The organism is Curtobacterium sp. MCBD17_026, assembly GCF_003234895.2.
Lineage (GTDB): Bacteria > Actinomycetota > Actinomycetes > Actinomycetales > Microbacteriaceae > Curtobacterium > Curtobacterium flaccumfaciens.
This window is the reverse complement of sequence record NZ_CP126281.1, coordinates 1,386,090-1,404,828: the sequence shown is the minus strand read 5'-3', so window position 1 is coordinate 1,404,828 and position 18,739 is coordinate 1,386,090. Positions and strand designations below refer to the sequence as shown.

At 70.7% G+C, this 18,739-nt stretch carries 15 protein-coding genes; 3 read left to right on the top strand and 12 right to left on the bottom strand.

Going from position 1 to position 18,739, the window contains the following annotated elements; all coding sequences use genetic code 11:
* Positions 1-128: 128 nt before the first annotated feature.
* Complete coding sequence (locus DEI85_RS06660) at positions 129-2,129, top strand: alpha-1,4-glucan--maltose-1-phosphate maltosyltransferase (RefSeq protein ID WP_181436349.1); 2,001 nt, start codon at positions 129-131, stop codon at positions 2,127-2,129.
* Positions 2,126-4,660 (top strand): 1,4-alpha-glucan branching protein GlgB, encoded by a 2,535-nt coding sequence (glgB, locus tag DEI85_RS06655; protein WP_111123463.1) that lies wholly within the window; start codon positions 2,126-2,128, stop codon positions 4,658-4,660. Before DEI85_RS06660 ends, glgB begins: the two co-directional genes overlap by 4 nt.
* A gap of 211 nt (positions 4,661-4,871) precedes the next feature.
* Here the strand turns inward: glgB and DEI85_RS06650 are convergent, their stop codons facing one another.
* Both DEI85_RS06650 and DEI85_RS06645 read right to left on the bottom strand, forming a co-directional pair.
* Positions 4,872-5,882, bottom strand: a complete 1,011-nt coding sequence (locus DEI85_RS06650) for a tetratricopeptide repeat protein (protein ID WP_110859080.1) — start codon at positions 5,880-5,882, stop codon at positions 4,872-4,874.
* Positions 5,879-7,621: a DUF8094 domain-containing protein gene (locus DEI85_RS06645; RefSeq protein WP_111123464.1), complete on the bottom strand. Its 1,743-nt coding sequence runs from the start codon at positions 7,619-7,621 to the stop codon at positions 5,879-5,881. The genes DEI85_RS06650 and DEI85_RS06645 overlap by 4 nt, the downstream gene beginning before the upstream one ends.
* A gap of 182 nt (positions 7,622-7,803) precedes the next feature.
* On the opposite strand from DEI85_RS06645, the gene DEI85_RS06640 reads away from it, so the two are divergent.
* Positions 7,804-9,645, top strand: coding sequence for a coiled-coil domain-containing protein (locus tag DEI85_RS06640; RefSeq protein ID WP_181436351.1), 1,842 nt, complete (start codon positions 7,804-7,806; stop codon positions 9,643-9,645).
* Between the two features lie 87 nt (positions 9,646-9,732).
* On the opposite strand, the gene DEI85_RS06635 is transcribed toward DEI85_RS06640, so the two are convergent.
* The 10 genes from DEI85_RS06635 to DEI85_RS06590 form a co-directional block, all read right to left on the bottom strand.
* Positions 9,733-10,470, bottom strand: a complete 738-nt coding sequence (locus DEI85_RS06635; RefSeq protein ID WP_111123465.1) for an alpha/beta hydrolase — start codon at positions 10,468-10,470, stop codon at positions 9,733-9,735.
* Positions 10,467-10,769, bottom strand: a complete 303-nt coding sequence (locus DEI85_RS06630) for an Rv1322 family protein (protein ID WP_111103455.1) — start codon at positions 10,767-10,769, stop codon at positions 10,467-10,469. The genes DEI85_RS06635 and DEI85_RS06630 overlap by 4 nt, the downstream gene beginning before the upstream one ends.
* A gap of 12 nt (positions 10,770-10,781) precedes the next feature.
* Positions 10,782-11,681 (bottom strand): aggregation-promoting factor C-terminal-like domain-containing protein, encoded by a 900-nt coding sequence (locus tag DEI85_RS06625; protein WP_258369801.1) that lies wholly within the window; start codon positions 11,679-11,681, stop codon positions 10,782-10,784.
* A gap of 147 nt (positions 11,682-11,828) precedes the next feature.
* Positions 11,829-12,377: a DivIVA domain-containing protein gene (locus DEI85_RS06620; RefSeq protein ID WP_071406375.1), complete on the bottom strand. Its 549-nt coding sequence runs from the start codon at positions 12,375-12,377 to the stop codon at positions 11,829-11,831.
* Between the two features lie 76 nt (positions 12,378-12,453).
* Positions 12,454-13,398, bottom strand: coding sequence for a phosphatidate cytidylyltransferase (locus DEI85_RS06615; RefSeq protein WP_111123493.1), 945 nt, complete (start codon positions 13,396-13,398; stop codon positions 12,454-12,456).
* Between the two features lie 65 nt (positions 13,399-13,463).
* On the bottom strand, positions 13,464-14,018 hold the full coding sequence (gene frr, locus DEI85_RS06610) for a ribosome recycling factor (protein WP_110859084.1): 555 nt from the start codon (positions 14,016-14,018) through the stop codon (positions 13,464-13,466).
* A gap of 46 nt (positions 14,019-14,064) precedes the next feature.
* Positions 14,065-14,784 (bottom strand): UMP kinase, encoded by a 720-nt coding sequence (pyrH, locus tag DEI85_RS06605; RefSeq protein WP_110859085.1) that lies wholly within the window; start codon positions 14,782-14,784, stop codon positions 14,065-14,067.
* Between the two features lie 127 nt (positions 14,785-14,911).
* Positions 14,912-15,739: a translation elongation factor Ts gene (gene tsf / locus DEI85_RS06600; protein ID WP_111090475.1), complete on the bottom strand. Its 828-nt coding sequence runs from the start codon at positions 15,737-15,739 to the stop codon at positions 14,912-14,914.
* An 87-nt stretch (positions 15,740-15,826) separates the two neighbouring features.
* Positions 15,827-16,744: a 30S ribosomal protein S2 gene (rpsB, locus tag DEI85_RS06595; protein WP_027465874.1), complete on the bottom strand. Its 918-nt coding sequence runs from the start codon at positions 16,742-16,744 to the stop codon at positions 15,827-15,829.
* Between the two features lie 322 nt (positions 16,745-17,066).
* A complete protein-coding gene (locus tag DEI85_RS06590) occupies positions 17,067-18,509 on the bottom strand; it encodes a sugar porter family MFS transporter (RefSeq protein WP_258369802.1) in 1,443 nt (480 codons plus the stop codon).
* Between the last annotated feature and the right edge of the window lie 230 nt (positions 18,510-18,739).

The following is an 18,739-nucleotide window of genomic DNA, read 5'->3' as shown; positions in this document are numbered from 1 at the left end:
GCCAGGCCCGTGGCGGCTCCGCCACGGGCCCGGCGTCCGGTCCTCCACAGGCTCCACGGCGCGCCCGGCCCGCCACAGCGGGCCGATTCCGGGGAACGCGGAGCCGCCCGCCGGGTAGCGTCGCTTCCGTGGCCACCGCAGACCGACCCCGCCGCCCGAAGATCGGGCGCATCCCGATCACCGAGCTCGCCCCGAGGACGCCGAACGGCTTCCCCGGCAAGGCATTCGACGGCGAGGTGATCACGTTCGGTGCAACCGTCTTCCGAGAAGGACACGGCATCATCGGCGCAGACCTCGTCCTCGAACGCCCAGACGGTGGAACCCGCACCGTCCCCATGACCCTCGGTGCCCCCGGCACCGACCGCTACGAAGCCACGGTGCAGGTCGACCACGTCGGCGTCTGGACCTGGCACGTCGAGTCGTACTCCGACGACTGGGCGAGCTGGCTGCACGGCGCACGCCTGAAGATCGCGGCCGGCGTCGACACTGAGGCGACCCTGCTCGACGGCGCCGTGCTGCTCGACCGGCTGGCCGAGGAGACCGACTCCCCCGCCGCCACCCGTGCCGCCGCGCGCGTCCGTGACACCGACCTCGACCCGGCCGAACGCCTGGCCGCCGTCGACGACCCGCGCATCGTCGCCGAGGTCGAGGAAGCACCGCTCACCTCGCTCCGCACGCACTCCGCCACCCAGCTGCTCGACGTCGAACGCACCCGCGCCGGCGTCGGTGCCTGGTACGAGTTCTTCCCCCGCTCCGAAGGCGCGAAGAAGAACCCCGACGGCTCCTGGAAGAGCGGCGACTTCCGCACCGCGGCCCGCCGTCTGCCCGCCGTCGCCCGGATGGGCTTCGACGTCATCTACCTGCCGCCGATCCACCCCATCGGCACCACCGCCCGCAAGGGGCCGAACAACACCCTCACGCCCGGGCCGAACGACCCCGGCAGTCCCTGGGCGATCGGCTCTCCCGAGGGCGGGCACGACGCGATCCACCCCGACCTCGGCACCGAGGACGACTTCCGCGGCTTCGTCGAGACGGCGAAGAACACCGGCATGGAAGTGGCGCTCGACTTCGCACTGCAGTGCTCCCCCGACCACCCCTGGGTCACCCAGCACCCGGAGTGGTTCACACAGCGTGCCGACGGCTCCATCGCGACCGCCGAGAACCCGCCGAAGCGCTACCAGGACATCTACCCGATCCAGTTCGACACCGACCCCGAGGGCCTGGTCACCGAGGTCGAGCGCGTGCTGCGCCACTGGATCGACTTCGGCATCCGGATCTTCCGCGTCGACAACCCGCACACCAAGCCGCTCTGGTTCTGGGAGCGGGTCATCCGTGAGATCCGCGACGAGCACCCCGACACCGTGTTCCTCGCCGAGGCGTTCACCCGCCCGGCGATGATGCGCGCGCTCGCCGAAGCCGGGTTCCAGCAGTCGTACTCGTACTTCACCTGGCGCAACACCAAGGACGAGATCGAGGACTACTTCACGGAGCTCTCCCACGAGACGAGCGACTACCTGCGCCCGAACCTCTTCGTGAACACCCCCGACATCCTCACCGAGTACCTGCAGTTCGGCGGCCGTGCCGGCTACAAGGTGCGCGCGGCGCTCGCCGCCACCGGTGCACCGACGTGGGGCATGTACGCCGGCTACGAGCTCTTCGAGGACGTCGCCCGACCGGGCTCCGAAGAGAACATCGACAACGAGAAGTACGAGTACAAGCCGCGTGACTTCGCCCTGGCCGAGGCCGAAGGTGCGTCGCTCGCGCCGTACGTCACGATGCTCAACCGCTTCCGGCAGGCGCACCCCGCACTCCGACAGCTGCGGAACCTGCACGTGCACGCCGCCGAGGACCCGGCGATCGTCGTCTACTCGAAGCACCTGTCGGGCGAGTACATCCGGTCAGGACGCCCCGACACCGTGATCGTGGTCGCCAACGTCGACCCGCACTCCGCCCGTGAGACCACCGTGCACCTGGACCTCGCCGCACTCGGTCTGCCGACCGAGGGCCTGTTCGACGTCCGTGACGTCGTGACCGGTCAGCGCTGGACCTGGGGCGCGTCGAACTACGTCCGCCTGGATGCGTTCCAGGAGCCCGTGCACCTGCTCGTCGTGGAAGGACCCCACCGATGACCAACGACCCGACCGACCCCACGAAGCGCGGACCGGCCGTCCCGCCGGTGCCGCCTCCGCCGCCGGCCGTGCCGCGGTACGAACCGAAGGTGTCCGCGCCCGACGAGGACCTGCCCGGCGCCCCGCCGGCGCAGCGCGAGGCGCCCGACCGCGGGGTGGCGGAGTCCGCCACGCTCGCCGGGCACCCCGCCGATCCGACGCACCCGCGGCAGCCGTCCGTCGCAGCCGCCTCGGCGTCCGACACCCCGACGGCCCCGACCGGGGGCGCCGCGCCCGTCGTCCGGCCGGCCTCCGTCGAGGCTCCGGTCGCCCCCACCGCTGCTGCCTCGGCTCCGGCCGCCGCCGGTACGTCCACGGATCCGCGTCCGGCTCCGATCGAGGACTGGCTGCGTCTGCAGGTGGCCGAGGGCCGCTGGTCCCAGCCGCACGACGTGCTCGGCCCGCACCCGGTCGACGGCGGCACCAGCGTCCGCGTCGTCCGGCACCTGGCCCGTGCGGTACGGATCGTCCGCCCCGACGGCGACGACATCGAGCTCACGCACGAGGGTGACGGGCTCTGGGCCGGCGCCACCGCCGGCCCGCTCGGTCGCTACCGCGTCGAGTCGGAGTACGACTACGACGAGTCCACGGACGAGGACGACGCCACGTGGACCACCGACGACGCGTACCGGTTCGCCCCGACGCTCGGCGAGCTCGACCTGCACCTGTTCGGCGAGGGCCGTGACGAGCAGCTCTGGCACCACCTCGGCGCACACGCCCGCACCGTCGACGGGGTCGACGGCGTCGCGTTCGCCGTCTGGGCACCTCGGGCGACCGCCGTCCGCGTGATCGGCGACTTCGAGGGCTGGGAAGGCCGCACCACCGCGATGCGCCGTCTGAGCGACCTCGGCGTCTGGGAGCTGTTCTGGCCCGGCGCCGTCGTCGGCCAGCGCTACAAGTTCCAGATCCTCACCGACTCCGGGTGGGTGGAACGCGCCGACCCGTTCGCCCGCGAAGCCGAGATCGCCCCGGCGACGGCTTCGGTCGTCACCGAGTCCACGTACACGTGGTCCGAGGGCGACGCCGCCTGGATGGAGCGCCGCGCCCAGACCACCACGCACGACGCTCCGATGAGCGTCTACGAGGTGCACCTCGGCTCCTGGCGCCCCGGCCTGTCGTACCGCGAGGTCGCCGACCAGCTCATCGGCCACATGGAGTACACCGGCTTCACCCACGTGGAGTTCCTGCCGCTCGCCGAGCACCCGTTCGGCGGCTCGTGGGGCTACCAGGTCACCGGGTACTACGCACCGACCGCGCGCTTCGGTTCGCCGGACGACCTGCGCTACCTGATCGACCGTCTGCACTCCGCGGGCATCGGCGTGATCATGGACTGGGTCCCCGGACACTTCCCGAAGGACGAGTGGGCCCTCGGGCGCTTCGACGGCTACGCGCTGTTCGAGCACCCGGACCCCCGCCGCGGCGAGCAGCTCGACTGGGGCACCTACGTGTTCGACTTCGGACAGCCGCAGGTGCGCAACTTCCTGGTCGCGAACGCGCTGTACTGGTTCGAGGAGTTCCACATCGACGGCCTGCGGGTCGACGCGGTGGCCTCGATGCTGTACCTCGACTACTCCCGCACCGACTGGCTGCCGAACATCCACGGCGGCCGCGAGAACCTCGACGCGATCTCGTTCCTGCAGGAGACGAACGCGACGGCGTACAAGCGCTACCCCGGCATCGTGATGATCGCGGAGGAGAGCACCTCGTGGCCGGGCGTGACGCAGCCGACGAGCGCCGGCGGGCTCGGCTTCGGGCAGAAGTGGAACATGGGCTGGATGCACGACTCGCTCGAGTACGTGCAGCGCGACCCCGCGTACCGCAGCTACCACCACGACGAGATCACGTTCTCGTTCGTCTACGCCTTCAGCGAGCAGTTCACCCTGCCGATCAGCCACGACGAGGTCGTGCACGGCAAGGGTTCCCTGTACGGCAAGATGCCCGGCGACGAGTGGCAGAAGCTCGCCAACGTGCGCGCCTACCTGGCGTTCATGTGGGCGCACCCCGGCAAGCAGCTGCTCTTCATGGGCCAGGAGTTCGCGCAGCCCTCCGAGTGGTCCGAGGCGAAGGGCCTCGACTGGTGGCTCCTCGACCAGCCCGGCCACCGCGGTGTGCAGGACCTCGTCGCGGAGCTCAACCGCGTGTACAAGGACTCCCCGGCGCTCTGGACGCACGACTCGACGGCCGACGGCTTCGAGTGGCTCGAGGGCGGCGACGCACCGCACTCGACCCTCGGGTTCCTGCGGAAGGACGGCGACGACCGGGTCGCGGTGTTCGTGAACTTCTCCGGCGTGCCGGTGGAGCGCCGCTTCGGGCTGCCGACCGCTGGCGAGTGGCACGAGGTGCTCAACACCGACGCGGGCGAGTACGGCGGCTCCGGGGTCGGCAACCTCGGCGTCGTCACGGCGGAGGACACCCCGTGGGCGGGCCGCCCGGCCTCAGCGCACCTCGTGGTCCCGCCGCTCGGCGCCGTCTGGCTGAAGCTGGCCCAGTAGCCCGGCCAGCGTCCGCGACGCGACCGACCGACGGACGGGAGGCCCGGTGCCAGCTGGCACCGGGCCTCCCGTCTGTCCGTTGCCGCGTCCGCCGCGATGCGCGAGACGCCGTCGTGTCCTCGAGATGCCCCGGACACACCGAGACGCCGCCGGATCCGGCGGCGTCTCGGTGTGACGACGGCGTCTTCTCCGCCGCGAGGACCCTACGGGTCTAGTACAGGGCGTTCGCCAGGCGACGACGCGCCGCGACGACGCGCGGGTCCTCGCTACCGATGAGCTCGAAGTACTCGACGAGCCGGACACGCAGGGCCTCGCGGTCATCGCCGAACACCGTCGGCACGAGGTCGAGCAGACGCCCGAAGGCGTCGTCGACGTGCCCGCCCGAGATGTCGAGGTCGGCGACCGCCAGCTGCGCCTGGACGTCCTGCGGGCCGGCGGCCGCTGCCGCACGGATCTCGTCGGCCGTCCGGCCGTTGAGCCGATCGAGCAGCGACACCTGTGCGAGGCCGGCGACGGCCATCTGGTCGTGCGGGTCCTGCAGGATCGCGGTCTTGTACTCCTCGATCGCGGTGGCGAAGTCGCCCCGCTCGATCGCGTCGTACGCGGCCTGGTGGTGCGGCGGGAGCGGCTCCGGCTCCGGCTCGCCCTGCTCGGCGTCGGTGGGGGCCGCTCCGCCGTCGACGGTGACGCGACCGGTCACGCCGTTCTGCTCGGCCGCCTGGAGCACCTGCTCGTAGACGTCGCGGACCTGCGCCTCGGGCAGTGCCCCGACGAAGAGCCCGAGCGGGCGTCCGCCGATCACGGCGGCCACGGTCGGGATCGACTGCGCCTGGAACGCCTGCACGAGCTGCGGGTTCGTGTCGGCATCCACCTTGGCGAGCACCACGCGGCCGTCGTACTCCGCGGTGAGCTGCTCGAGGATCGGCGAGAGCTGCTTGCACGGCCCACACCACTCGGCCCAGATGTCCACGATGACCGGGACGATGGTCGACAGCTGCAGGACGTCCTGGAACGTCGCATCGGTGACGTCGATCACGAGCGACGGCACCGTCAGGTCGGCGCCGTTCGCGGTGTCGGCTTCGGTACCGGGCACGGCACCGCCAGTGGAACCCGCCGGGGCCGGAGCACCGGACGGCTGGGGCGGCCGCTGTGCGCGGTCGACGAGGGACGACAGGTCCACGGCTCCGCGGAGCCCGGACGGGGTCGGGGGGATGTTGCTCATTGCACCTCACTCGCTGCGGTCAGGCCCTGTGTGAACCCGAGCAGGACCACTTTGCCATCCGAGGCGACCGGCGGCACGTAGAAGAGCAGCTGGACGCTGTAGGTCGCGCTGATGCCCTTCTTGCTCGTGTCCACGCCGGACAGTGCCTTGACGGCACCCTCGGTGTTCACCTCGGCGCCCGAGGCGGTCGGGGTCACCTTCTCGACCTCGTCCAGGTCGGCGGAGACCAGGGCACCGGCGTCGTCGGTCGCGATGGCGACGGCGGAGTCGGCCGGGACCTCGGACGAGTACTCGATCTTCGCCGTGTCCGGCAGGGCCTTGGCCTTCTTGTCCTTGTACGCCTTGCCGATGGTGGTGCGGAGCGCATCACCCTCGCTCGCGAACAGGTCGGCGTACTCGCTGGCGGTGTCCTTCGACAGGATGTCGCCGTACGCGGTCGCGACCTGGTCGGGCTGGATCGTCAGGAGCTTCGACTCCGGCGCGAGCAGTGCGGCACCGATCGTCGTCGGCGCGAGGCTCGGGATCTTCGCGTCGGCCTCGAGCGAGACGTCGTACGCCACCTTGTACGGATCGCGAGCGGTGTCCTGCACCAGGGTCAGGGCCTGCGGGGCCGACTTGGCGTCGCAGTCCTCGGCGACGATCGTGAAGACCGTGCGCGGCCAGCTGTCGGTCTGCTGCGGCAGCGCGACGCACACCTGCGCGGCCGAGATCGCCGGCGGCGCCTTGACGTCCGTGTCCTTCGCGCGGATCGCGTAGTTCGCCTCGCGCAGCTCGAGCGCGGCGCCCGTGAAACGGGTCCCGGCGAGCCTGCTGTCGCGGGTCTCGTCGGCCTGCTTCGCCACGGCGGCGGTGCGCTGCACGACGCGGGTGATCTGCTGCTTGGTCGCAGCCGTCGGCTCGGTCGTCTCCGCAGCCCCCGTGGCAGTGGCCGTCGGGGTCGGCGTGGCGAGCGACGGGTCGCCGCCCTGCGGCCAGTAGTCCGAGGAACAGCCGGCCAGGGTCAGGGCACCGACGAGCAGCACCGGCACGCCGACGAAGGCGCGCGTGCCGCGGCGACCAGGACGCGGCACCTGCGCACCGGCTGCGGCAGCACGGCGCGAGGCGCGCACCCGCGGCGGCCGGCTGCCCCCACTACGGCGACGGGGACCGCGGCCGCGGCGCTGGTGCAGGAACGCGAGGACGAGCAGCACGAGGCCTCCGACGACGAACACGCCACCGGCCACGAGCAGCGGACCGACCGCCGGGGTCGCGGTGTCCTGCGGCCAGGTGACGGACACGTCGCTCGGGGCCGCGGCCTTGCCGTCGCTGACGACCAGCACCGAGACGTCCTGCGGCAGACGCACGGTGAACTGCCCGGCGCCGTCGTACTCCTGGTACCAGAGGTCGCTGCCCCCGGGCGAGGGGACGCTGGTCTCGCTGCCCGTGGTCGACCCGACGAGCGAACCCTTCTCGGCGTCGAAGCGGAGCGTGGTGTGCTCGGCGTCACCGATCCAGGCGTCGACGTCGGCGGTCTTGCCGTAGGCCGCGAAGACCTTGCCGGAGCCGGACACGTTGATGCGCTGGTAGCCGGGGTTGGCGTTGAGGGTCGTCCCCGGGATCACCGTCACCGGGGCGGAACTGGTCGTCGAGCTCTCGGCCACGAGCGAGGACGGCGGCGCGAACACGGTCCGCTGTCCCACCGCCAGCGCCACGAGCAGCAGACCGATGACGAAACTGACGATCGCCAGGACGAATCGCACGAACTCTCTCCCTACCGCGCCGGGGTGGGGATGTCGGCGCGCGAATCAGCGACTCAGGATAGCGAGCAACGCTGGACAGTGCATCAATCCGCGCTGTCGCCGGACTCAGACGCCCCGCTCCGGCCCCCACTACAATCGGCAGCGGGCCGAACCTGGCCCGCTGCCGACCCCAGGAGCGACACGTGGCGAACGACGAGGCCGAGTTCGGAACCGAGCTGCGCGGGTACCGCCGCGACGAGGTGGAACGCGCACTGAACGACCTGCGCCGCGAGCTCATCAAGTCGAACAACGACCGCGCCGACGCCGCGAAGGAGATCCGTCTCCTGCAGGCCCGGGTCTCCGAGCTGCAGGGCGAGCTCGACGAAGCCGGCACCCCCACGTACAGCGGACTCGGCACCCGCCTCGAGTCCACCCTGCGCGTGGCCGAGGAGCAGTCGACCCGGCTCATCAGCCAGGCGGACATCGACGCCCAGCGGCTCCGTGCCTCGAGCCGCACCGAAGCCGAGCGCACCGTCCGCGAAGCACAGGAAGAAGCGCGCGACACCCTCGAGGACGCCCGTACCCGCGCCACCAACGAGCTCACCCGCGCCCGCGCCGAGGCAGCCGACACCGTCGAGCGCGCCCGCGCCGAGGCCGGCCTGCTCACGCAGGACGCCCGGAACGAAGCGGCCGCGATCCGCGGTGCCGCCGTGACCGAGGCCGCCGAGGTCCGCTCCATCGCCATCCGCGAGACGAACGCCCTGCGCGCCCAGGTCGAGCACGAGGTCGCAGAACTGCGCGAGATCGCCCAGCGGGAGTCCGCCGAGGCCCGCACCGCCGCCGCCGAGCTCGACCGCGAGACCGAGCACCGCCGGACGGTCTTCGAAGCCGACCACACCCGCCGTACCGAGGACCTCGACCGTGAGGAGACGACCCGGCGCGAGGCCCTCGAGCGCGAGGTCACCGAGGGTCGTGCCGCCTGGCACCGTGAGCGTGACGAGGAGCAGCAGGCACACGCGCTGGCACTCGAGACCGGTCGCGCCGAACTCGAGTCCGAGGTCACCCGCCGTCGCGCCGAACTCGACAGCGAGGTCGCCGACCGCCGCCGCGAGCTCGACGAGGAACTCGCCGCCGCCCGCGCCCAGTGGGACCGCGAACTCGCCGCCGCCCGCACCGCACTGGAGCAGGAGGTCGAAGCGGCCCGCGCGCAGCTCCGCGTCGACGAGGAACAGACGCGCGTCGAGAACGCGCGCCTGGTGCAGGAGACCGCCGACCGGATCGCCCGTGAGCTCGAGGAGCACGACGCCCGGATCGCGCAGGAGCGCGCGGAGGCCGTTGCGGCAGCCGAGCGCGCGCTCCGTGAGCACGAGAACGCCATCGCCGCCCGACGCGAGCGCGAGCACGCCGAGGTCGACACCGAGATCGCCGACCGCCGCACCGCCGAGCTCGGGGTGCTCGAGGCCGAGCGCACCGCCCTGCGGCAGGAGATCGACACCGCCCGCGCCGCCCTGGTGAAGGAGCGCGACGAGGTCCGCGCCGAGATCGCCCGGGAGCGCGACGAAGCCCGCACGACGCTCGAGTCGGAGCTCGCTTCCCGACGTGACGACGCCGAGCAGGACTACCTGCGGAAGCACCACGAGACGGTGACCGAGACGCAGAAGTACCTGGACGAGGCGAACCTGCAGCTCGCCGAGGCCACGCGTCGCGCGACCGAGGCCCGGGAGCGCGCCGAGCGCCTGCAGCAGGAGGCCGACGACCTCGAGCGCACGAGCACGGCCGAGGCCCAGGAGCACGCGCGCACCATCGTCGCCGACGCGCAGGACCGCGTGCACCGGATGGTCGCCGACGCCGAGGAGCGCACCGCCGGCGTCATCGCCGAGGCCGAGGACCGCCTGGCGGCGATCCGGACCGAACGCGAAGCCGTCGCGGGGTACCTCGAGAACCTCCGCGGCGTCCTCACGAACGCCACGGGCCTGCTCGGCACGGCGCCGGCCGCAGCGTCGGATGCGGACGCTGACGACGACGTGGACGCGACCGAACGCTGACGGTCCACTGCCCGGAGGCGCGACCCGCGCCTCCAGGCAGTCCCACCTGGTGCAGGTGGCGGGCCGCAGGGCGCCTTCCGGGCGTCGTCAGACGGGCCAGCGGGTCGGCAGCGGCGCGCTGCCCGGCACGACGAGGTCGGCGATCGCGTCGAGGACGATCCGCACGTACCGCTCCCCCACCCACAGGTGCTTCGCGCCCGCGACCGCCACGACCCGGACGTTCGGGGCGAGCGCGAACCGTGCCGCCGCGGCCTCGGGCTGCAGGAAGTCGTCGTGCTCCGGGACGAGCGCCACGACCGGGACCCCGACGGCAGCCCAGCGGACGAGTTCCTCGTCCGAGGTGCGGTGCAGCGGCGGGGACAGCAGGACGACCCCGGCGACCGTGCCTGCCTCGACGTGTTCGAGCGCGTGCTTGAGGATCACCTCGGTGCCGAACGACCAGCCGACCAGCCACGGGGTCGGCAGGCCGCGGTCGATGACCTCGGCGACGGCGGCTCGCAGGTCGAAGCCCTCGGACACACCCTCGCCGAAGACGCCCTCGGAGGTGCCGCGCGGCGACGTGACGGACCGGAAGTTGAACCGCAGCACCGCGATGTCGGCGAGGGCGGGCAACCGTGCGGCAGCCTTCTTGAGCACGTGCGAGTCCATGAACCCGTGCGCGGTCGGCAGGGGATGGAGCGTGACGATGGTTCCGCGAGCCGAGGTGTCGGCAGGCTCGGCGAGCTCACCGACGAGCGTCAGGTGGTCGTCCGTGACGAGCTCGACCTCGGTGCGACGGGCCGGCAACTCGGTGGCGGATCGGATCTCGGTGTCGTGCTCGATCATGCGATGCTCCAGCAGTGGTTGTGCCAGTGCCGGCGCGACGCCAGGTCGGCGGCGTCACCGAGCACGCCGTCCGCGCGCCAGACGACCACGTGGGCGGTGCCGGGCAGGACCGTTCCGCCGCACCCCGGGCAGATGTACTCCTTCTGCGCCGACGCGGCCGAGATCGGCTGCACCTGGTACTCGCGACCGTGACGGACCTCGGTGCGCTTCCACGAGCTCATCAGCCGGTCGAGGGTGGTCTCCTCGTCAGGCTCGACGTCGCGACCACGGGGACGCCGCGGTCGGTTGCTGCGCGGCACCCGAGCAGCCGATCAGTACCAGTTGTTGGCCTGGCTGTGACCCCAGGCACCACAGGGGGTGCCGTAGACGCCGGCGATGTAGTTGAGACCCCAGGTGATCTGCGTCGCCGGGTTGGTCTGCCAGTCGGCGCCGGCCGTGGCCATCTTGCTGCCGGGGAGGGCCTGCGGGATGCCGTACGCACCGCTCGGGTTGTAGGCGTTCACCCGCCAGCCGGACTCCTTGTTCCACAGCGAGACCAGGCAGTTGTACTGGTCGGTCCCCCAGCCACGAGCCGTGACCTGCTGCAGGGCGATCGCCTGCGCGCTGCCCGGGTCGGGCGTCGCGGCGGTGGCGGCGAGCGTGTTGGCGGCCGAGACCGGCTGGGTCTCGGTGGCCGCGGTGTCGTCGGTGGTCTCGGCGTCGGCCTCGTCCTCTTCGACGACGGGCTTGACGACCTTCGGGGCCGGGACGGTGACGTCGTAGCCGTCACGGTCGGCGGCGGCCACGGCGTAGGTGCCGTGCGCGGTGTACTGCTGCGGTGCCGGCGGCGTCTTCACGAGCACCGGGGTGTCGACGGCGGCCTGTGCGACGTCGGCCTGCAGCGGGTTGAACAGCGAGCCGCCGACGAACAGGAACACGCCGACGAAGGACATCATCGGGGCGGTCGCGCGCTTGCGGGCCACGGCGTTCACCGACGATGCGGCGGGCTTGACGAGCTTCGGCGTCGCACGGCGCTGCACCGTCGCGGTGCGCTGCTTCGCGGGACGCTGGTCGGCGTCGACGAGGGCATCGTGGGCGAAGGACGCCACACGCTCGTCGGAGACGCGGTTCGCCGCCACCGACTTCGGCGTGGCGACCGGACCCGTCGTCGCGGGCGCTGCCTGCGGGGTCACCCCGAACGCCGACGTCTCCGTCGTGCGGGTTCGCTGCATTGCCGCGCGGCGCTCACCGGAAGCCTGGAGGCTGAGGTGCTCGCGGGTATCGCGGTCGGAGCTTGAGTCTGCCGTGTGCCTGCCCATGAGTAGGACCAGGGTAACGGAACGATCACGGAAAGCGAAGCACCTGGGGACAGCGCGTCGTCACCGGACAGCGAGCATCACTTCGACGACGGCGTCGAGCAGCGCGTCGACCTGCGCCTCGCGGTACCCGCCGTGCTTCGGGCGGAAGACGATCGAACGGACCTCGGTGAGGCTGAGCGGCTTGCCCTCGCGGAAGTACCCGGCGAGCCGGGCGGCGAACGCGTCGACGTCCTTCGGGTGGTAGCCGGTGCCGAGCACGCTGACCCGGCTGAACCGCTGACCGTCCGGCCGCTCGAGCCGCGCCACGACGTCGGATGCCTTCGTCCGTGCTTCTGCGTACCAGGCCTTCTTGCCGACCTCGCTCATCTCCCGCTCACGCTCACGGGCCGCGAAGGCGTCCTCGAGCCGCTCGAGCGCAGCGTCGACGTGCGACGTGGAGTACCCGCCCTTGCGCATCGAGAAGGCCGTGGCGCGGATCTTCGCGGCCTCGATGCCGGGGGCGCTGTCGTCGGCGGAGTACGCGCGCCGGGCGTCCTCGAGGAAACGCTCGACTTCGTCGACGTCGTAACCGAGAGCGGAACGGGCTGCGGTCGGGAAGGTGGTGGCCACGGCGTCATTCTGCCAGTCCGGACCCGTGGCACAACCTGGACGCGCTGAGTGCGGCGTTCAGCCGACCCGACCGCGGTCAGTGGTTGACGATGAGGTACAGCACGTAGGCGACCGCGGCGGACGGCAGGATGCTGTCGATGCGGTCGAGCAGGCCGCCGTGTCCGGGCAGGAACGACGAGATGTCCTTGATGCCGAGGTCGCGCTTGATCATCGACTCGGTCAGGTCACCCAGCGTGGCCGAACCGGAGATGAGCACACCGAGCAGGACACCCGTCCACCAGGGCAGCCCGAGCATGAACAGGGCCACCAGGATGCCGACGACGATGCTCGCCGCCACGGACCCGGCGAAACCCTCCCACGTCTTCTTGGGGCTGATGCGAGGTGCCATCGGGTGCTTGCCGAGGTTCAGCCCGGTGGCGTACGCGCCGGTGTCGACCGCGACGACGACGAGGATGAAACCGATCACCCAGAGGTTGCCGTCGAGCTGAGCGGAGAGCAGCACGACGCAGGCGCCGAGCAGCGAGATGTAGGCCTGGACGAACAACCCGTTGGTGAGGTCACGGGCGACGTTGCCGGCCGGGGGCTTCTGCCGCGCGACGGCGACCTCGACCAGTCGCCAGACGCTGATCAGGACGATGCCGCCGAGCAGGGTGAACAGCGCCGCCACCTGCCCGAGCAGGAACGCCGCCGGAACGATCGCGACCGCGACCGCGACGCTCGGGATCCGCGGGACGTCGCGACCGGCGAACCGCATCGCGCTCGTCAACTCGTAGACGCCGACGCCCAGCAGGAACGCCGCGACCACCATGAAGGACGGCGGCCAGAGGAGCAGCGTGCCGAGCATCACGACCGCGAACGCGAGCGCGATCCCGATCGCCGCCGGCAGATTGCGCCCGGTCCGCGCGGTCAGCGCTTCGTTGCGCGCGCCGAATTCGGCCTTGCGCTGGCGGAGCTGCGCCTCGAAGTCGGAGCGCGCCGCTCGTGCACGCGCATCGAAGTCCTGACGGAGCCCCTTCTTCACGGGCCCGCTCGACGCGGGCCCGTGCTCTGCTGTGGGGCGGTCATCGCCCTGGTCGGAGCGACGCATCAGACCTCGAGGAGTTCGGCTTCCTTCTTCTTCAGCGCGTCGTCGATCTGGTCGACGTGCTTCTTCGTCAGGGCCTCGAGGTCCTTGTCGCCACGCGAGATCTCGTCGTCGGAGATCTCACCCTTGAGCGCGTCGAGGTCGTCCTTGGCCTTGCGGCGGATGTTGCGGATGACGACCTTGTGGTCCTCGCCCTTGCCGCGGACGAGCTTGACGAACTCCTTGCGGCGGTCCTGCGTGAGCTCCGGGATCGTCACGCGGACGATCTCGCCGTCGTTCGACGGGCTGGCGCCGAGGTTCGGGAACGTCGCGATGGAGCGTTCGATCTCCTTGAGCGCCGACTTGTCGTACGGCGTGACGATGAGCGTGCGGGCCTCGGGCGTCTGCAGGGACGCGAGCTGCGCGAGCGGCGTCGGCGTGCCGTAGTAGTCGACCGGGATCTTCTGGAAGAGCGCGGCGTTGATCCGGCCGGTACGGACGGTCGAGAAGTCGTCCTTGGCGACCTCCACGGCCTTCGCCATCTTCTCGGTGGCTTCGGTCAGGACATCACTGATCACGGTGTTACTCCTTCGGTACTGGCGTCGAGTCTAGTCAGCGCGGGGGTCAGTTGCTGACGACGGTGCCGATGCGCTCGCCACGGATCGCGGCCTGGACGTTGCCCTCGCCCTCCATGCCGAAGACGTGCATCGGCATGCCGTTGTCCATGCAGAGCGAGAACGCGGTGGCATCGACGACCTTGAGGCCCTTCAGCAGCGCGTCCTGGTAGGTCACGTGGTGCAGCTTCTCGGCCGTCGCGTCCTTCTTCGGGTCGGCGGTGTACACGCCGTCGACGCCGTTCTTGGCGACGAGGACCTCGTCCGCCTTGATCTCGAGCGCACGCTGCGCCGCGACCGTGTCGGTCGAGAAGTACGGCAGCCCGGCACCGGCGCCGAAGATGACAACCCGGCCCTTCTCGAGGTGCCGCTCGGCGCGCCGCGGGATGTACGGCTCGGCGACCTGGGTCATCGCGATGGCGGACTGCACGCGCGTTGCAGCTCCCGCCTGCTCGAGGAAGTCCTGCAGCGCGAGTGCGTTCATCACCGTGCCGAGCATGCCCATGTAGTCGGCGCGGCCGCGGTCCATGCCGCGCTGCGAGAGCTCGGCACCCCGGAAGAAGTTGCCCCCGCCGACGACGATCGCGATCTCGACCTCGCGCGCGGCGACGGCGATCTCCTTGGCGATGGTGCCGATCACGTCGGGGTTCACCCCGAGGGAGCCGGCGCCGAACGCCTCTCCCGACAGCTTCAGCAGAACGCGGCGTCGTCCGGTCTTCTCGTCGGTCATCTGGTCCGCACCCTTCGTCGTGGTCTCGTGGAAATGTACTCGCGGATGTGTCGCGCGCGTGCCGTGCCCGTGCGCGCGAAAAACGGGGCCAGGAACCTGGTTGGTTCCTGACCCCGTCACGGGTTCGTTACGCGCCGACCTTGACGCGGGCGAAGCCCTGGATCGTGATGCCGGCGTTCTCGGCGGCCTTCGCGACGGAGATCTTGTTGTCCTTCGCGTAGTCCTGGTCGAGGAGCGACACCTGCTTGATGTAGGCGTTCACCCGGCCCTCGACGATCTTCGGGAGCGCAGCCTCGGGCTTGCCCTCTTCGCGCGTGATCGCCTCGACGGTCGCACGCTCCTTCTCGATGGCCTCGGCCGGGACCTCGTCGCGGGTCAGGTACGTCGGGTTCGCGAACGCGACGTGCTGCGCGATCGAACGTGCCTCGGCGGCGTTGTCACCCTCGTACGCGATGACGACGGCGATCTGCGGCGGCAGGTCCTGGCTGGTCTTGTGCAGGTAGATCTCGAAGGCCGAACCCTCGACACGGCGGACCGTGCGGACCTCGAGCTTCTCGCCCAGCGCGGCAGCGGCCTCGTTGACGACCTCGAGGACGGTCTTGCCGTCCAGCGGCGCGGCGTTGGCGGCAGCGACGTCGGCGGCACCGGCAGCGGCGACCGCGCCCAGCACCTTGTCTGCGAGGGTGGTGAACTTCTCGTTCTTCGCGACGAAGTCGGTCTCGCTCGCGAGCTCGACGACCGTGGCGGCGCCGTTCTCGGAGGTCGCGACGACGACGCCTTCGGAGGTGGCACGGTCGTCGCGCTTGGCGACGGCCTTGGCACCCTTGATGCGGAGCAGCTCGACGGCCTTGTCGTAGTCGCCGTCGGCCTCGACGAGCGCGTTCTTCGCGTCCATCATGCCGGCGCCGAGGTCCTCGCGGAGCTTCTTCACGTCAGCAGCGGTGAAGTTTGCCATTGACTGGAGTCCTTTCTGGACTGTACGTGTGTGGAGAGTGGAGTGCAGTCGGGGCGCCGGACCCGGTGGGTCCGGCGCCCCGGCGACTCACTCGGCGGGGGTGGTCTCCGCGGCTGCCTCGGCCTCGGCCGTCGGCTCCGCGTTCTTCGCCTCGTCGGCGATCGGCTCGCCGATCTCCTTCGCGGCGACCTGCGCGTCAGCGTCGTTCTCCTCGACGGGGGCGGCGGGCGCCTCGGTCGTGGCGGCGGTCTCGCCACCGAGGAGCTCCTGCTCCCACTCGGCGAGGGGCTCGCTGGCCTCGTCCTCGTCGCCACCGTTGTGGCGGGTCTTCAGGCCCTCGGCCGCGGCGTCGGCGACGATGCGGGTCAGGAGACCGACGGAGCGGATCGCGTCGTCGTTGCCCGGGATCGGGTACGTGATCTCGTCGGGGTCGCAGTTGGTGTCGAGGATGCCGATGATCGGGATACCGAGCTTCTGCGCCTCGTCGACGGCGAGGTGCTCCTTCTTGGTGTCGACGATCCAGAGCGCGCTCGGGGTCCGCGTGAGGTTGCGGATACCACCGAGGGTCTTGTGGAGCTTGTCCAGCTCGCGCTTCTTGATGAGGAGCTCCTTCTTGGTGAAGCCCTTCGTCGTGTCGTCGAAGTCGATCTCCTCGAGCTCCTTCATGCGCGCGAGGCGCTTGGAGACCGTCTGGAAGTTCGTGAGCAGACCGCCGAGCCAACGCTGGTTGACGTACGGCTGGCCGACGCGGGTCGCCTGCTCGGCGATGGAGCCCTGGGCCTGCTTCTTGGTGCCCACGAAGAGGATCGTGCCACCGTGCGCGACCGTCTCCTTGACGAAGTCGTACGCGCGGTCGATGAAGGCCAGCGACTGCTGCAGGTCGATGATGTGGATGCCCGAGCGCTCGGCGAGGATGAAGCGCTTCACCTTCGGGTTCCACCGACGGGTCTGGTGTCCGAAGTGGACGCCGCTGTCGAGCAGCTGGCGGATGGTGACGACGGCCATGTGCCGTCCTCCTTCTGTGTTCTCGGCGCGCAGCCGTGCTCTCGCACGTCCCTGCGGACCTGTTGCGGTTGTGTCGATCACGACCGTCGGTCGTGGTCCCTGGTGTCCTGGCACGCGACCGCCCGCTCGTGGGAGCGGGACCGGTGGTCGGGTACCGAGCCGGTGAGGGCCTGGTGGACACGCGAAGTCAGCGCGCATCAGCACGCTGCTGGATAGATGCTAACAGAAGGGAGGCCCGGATCACGCGCGCCTCGCGGCTGACGTGATCCGGGCCTCCCTTCCGGCGATCCGTGCGGAACTGACGCGGTGCGCGACCGGCCGATCAGGCCTTGGCGTCCACCGTTTCGCCGTCGGCGGAGATGCCCATCTCCTCGAGCGAGCGGCCCTTGGTCTCCGGGATCTTGGCGATGACGAAGAACAGCGACAGCAGTGCGAACAGCGCGTAGATGCCGTAGGTGACCGTCAGGTTGAAGCCCGAGAGCACCGGGAACGAGATCGTCACGATGAAGTTCGCGATCCAGTTGGCGGCCGAGCCGATGCCCAGCGCCGTGGCCCGGATGCGGTTCGGGAACATCTCGCCGAGCAGCACCCACATGAGCGGGCCCCACGTGGCGCCGAAGGACACCACGAAGAGGTTCGCGAAGATCAGCGCGATGACGCCCCACGAGCCGGGGAGGCTCGGGCTGCCGTCGACGATCGTCGCCTGCGAGAACGCGATGGCGACCATGGTCAGCGAGACGAACATGCCCGCCGAACCGGCGACGAGCAGCGGCTTACGACCGACCTTGTCGACCAGGAAGATCGCCACGAAGGTGACGGCGACGTTGACCACCGAGGTGATCGTGGAGATGAGGAACGAGTCCTCCTCCTTGAAGCCGACGGCCTGCCAGAGCGTCGTCGAGTAGTAGAAGATCACGTTGATGCCGACGAACTGCTGCAGCACGGCGAGGATGATGCCCACCCAGACGATCGGCTGGAGCCCGAAGCGGTTGCCCCGGATGGAGCCCTTCTTCTCGTTCGCTTCCTTCTTGATGCCGTCCTGGATCTCCTCCAGGCTCGTGTTCACGGTGTCGCGCGGGACGATCTTGCCCATCACCACGCGCGCGTCGTCAGCACGACCCTTGGTGAGGAGGTAGCGCGGGGACTCCGGCAGCGTGATCGCCAGGACGCCGTAGACGACCGAGGGGATCACCCCGACCAGGAACATCCAGCGCCAGGCCGCCAGGCCCCAGACCTCGGCCGAGGCGCTGCCCGCGGTGACGGCGAAGAGCTGGTCGGACAGGAGCGCGGCGAAGATACCGAGCGTGATCGCCAGCTGCTGGAACGAGGCCAGCCGCCCGCGGATCGCCTTCGGGGACACCTCGGAGATGTACGCCGGTGCGATGACCGAGGCAGTACCGATGCCGAGACCGCCGACCAGACGCCAGATCACGAGGTCCCACGTCGCGAACGCGAACGCCGACCCGATCGACGAGACGAAGAACAGCACGGCGGCCCAGAACATGATCCGGGTGCGGCCGTAGCGGTCGGCGAGGCGGCCTGCGAAGTAGGCGCCGAACGCGCAGCCGATCAGGGCCGAGGCGACCGCGAACCCGCTCGCCGCGTCGGAGAGGTCGAACTCGCCCTTGATCGCGTCGACGGCGCCGTTGATGACGGACGAGTCGAAGCCGAACAGGAAGCCACCGACCGCCGCCGCGATGGCGAACAGGGTGACCTTCCCCTTGAACGCACGGTCTTCGCCGTGCCCGGTGGTCGTGGTGGACACGATGCTCCTGGGTTCTGCCGCCGTGCCGGTGTGCAGCACGGTGCCCCGGCGGTCGGCTGGTTCGCCGTCCGAGCGGCGTTGCGTGTTCCGGAGCGGCCCCGACTGTACTCCTCGCTCGGGATCTGGTCATAACCGGGGCGTGATCGACACGACTCGCTCCCGTGCGGAGGCGGATCGACGGTGTCGTTGTCGTACGACGTCGGTTCCGTCGCGCCCGTCGCGCCCGTCGC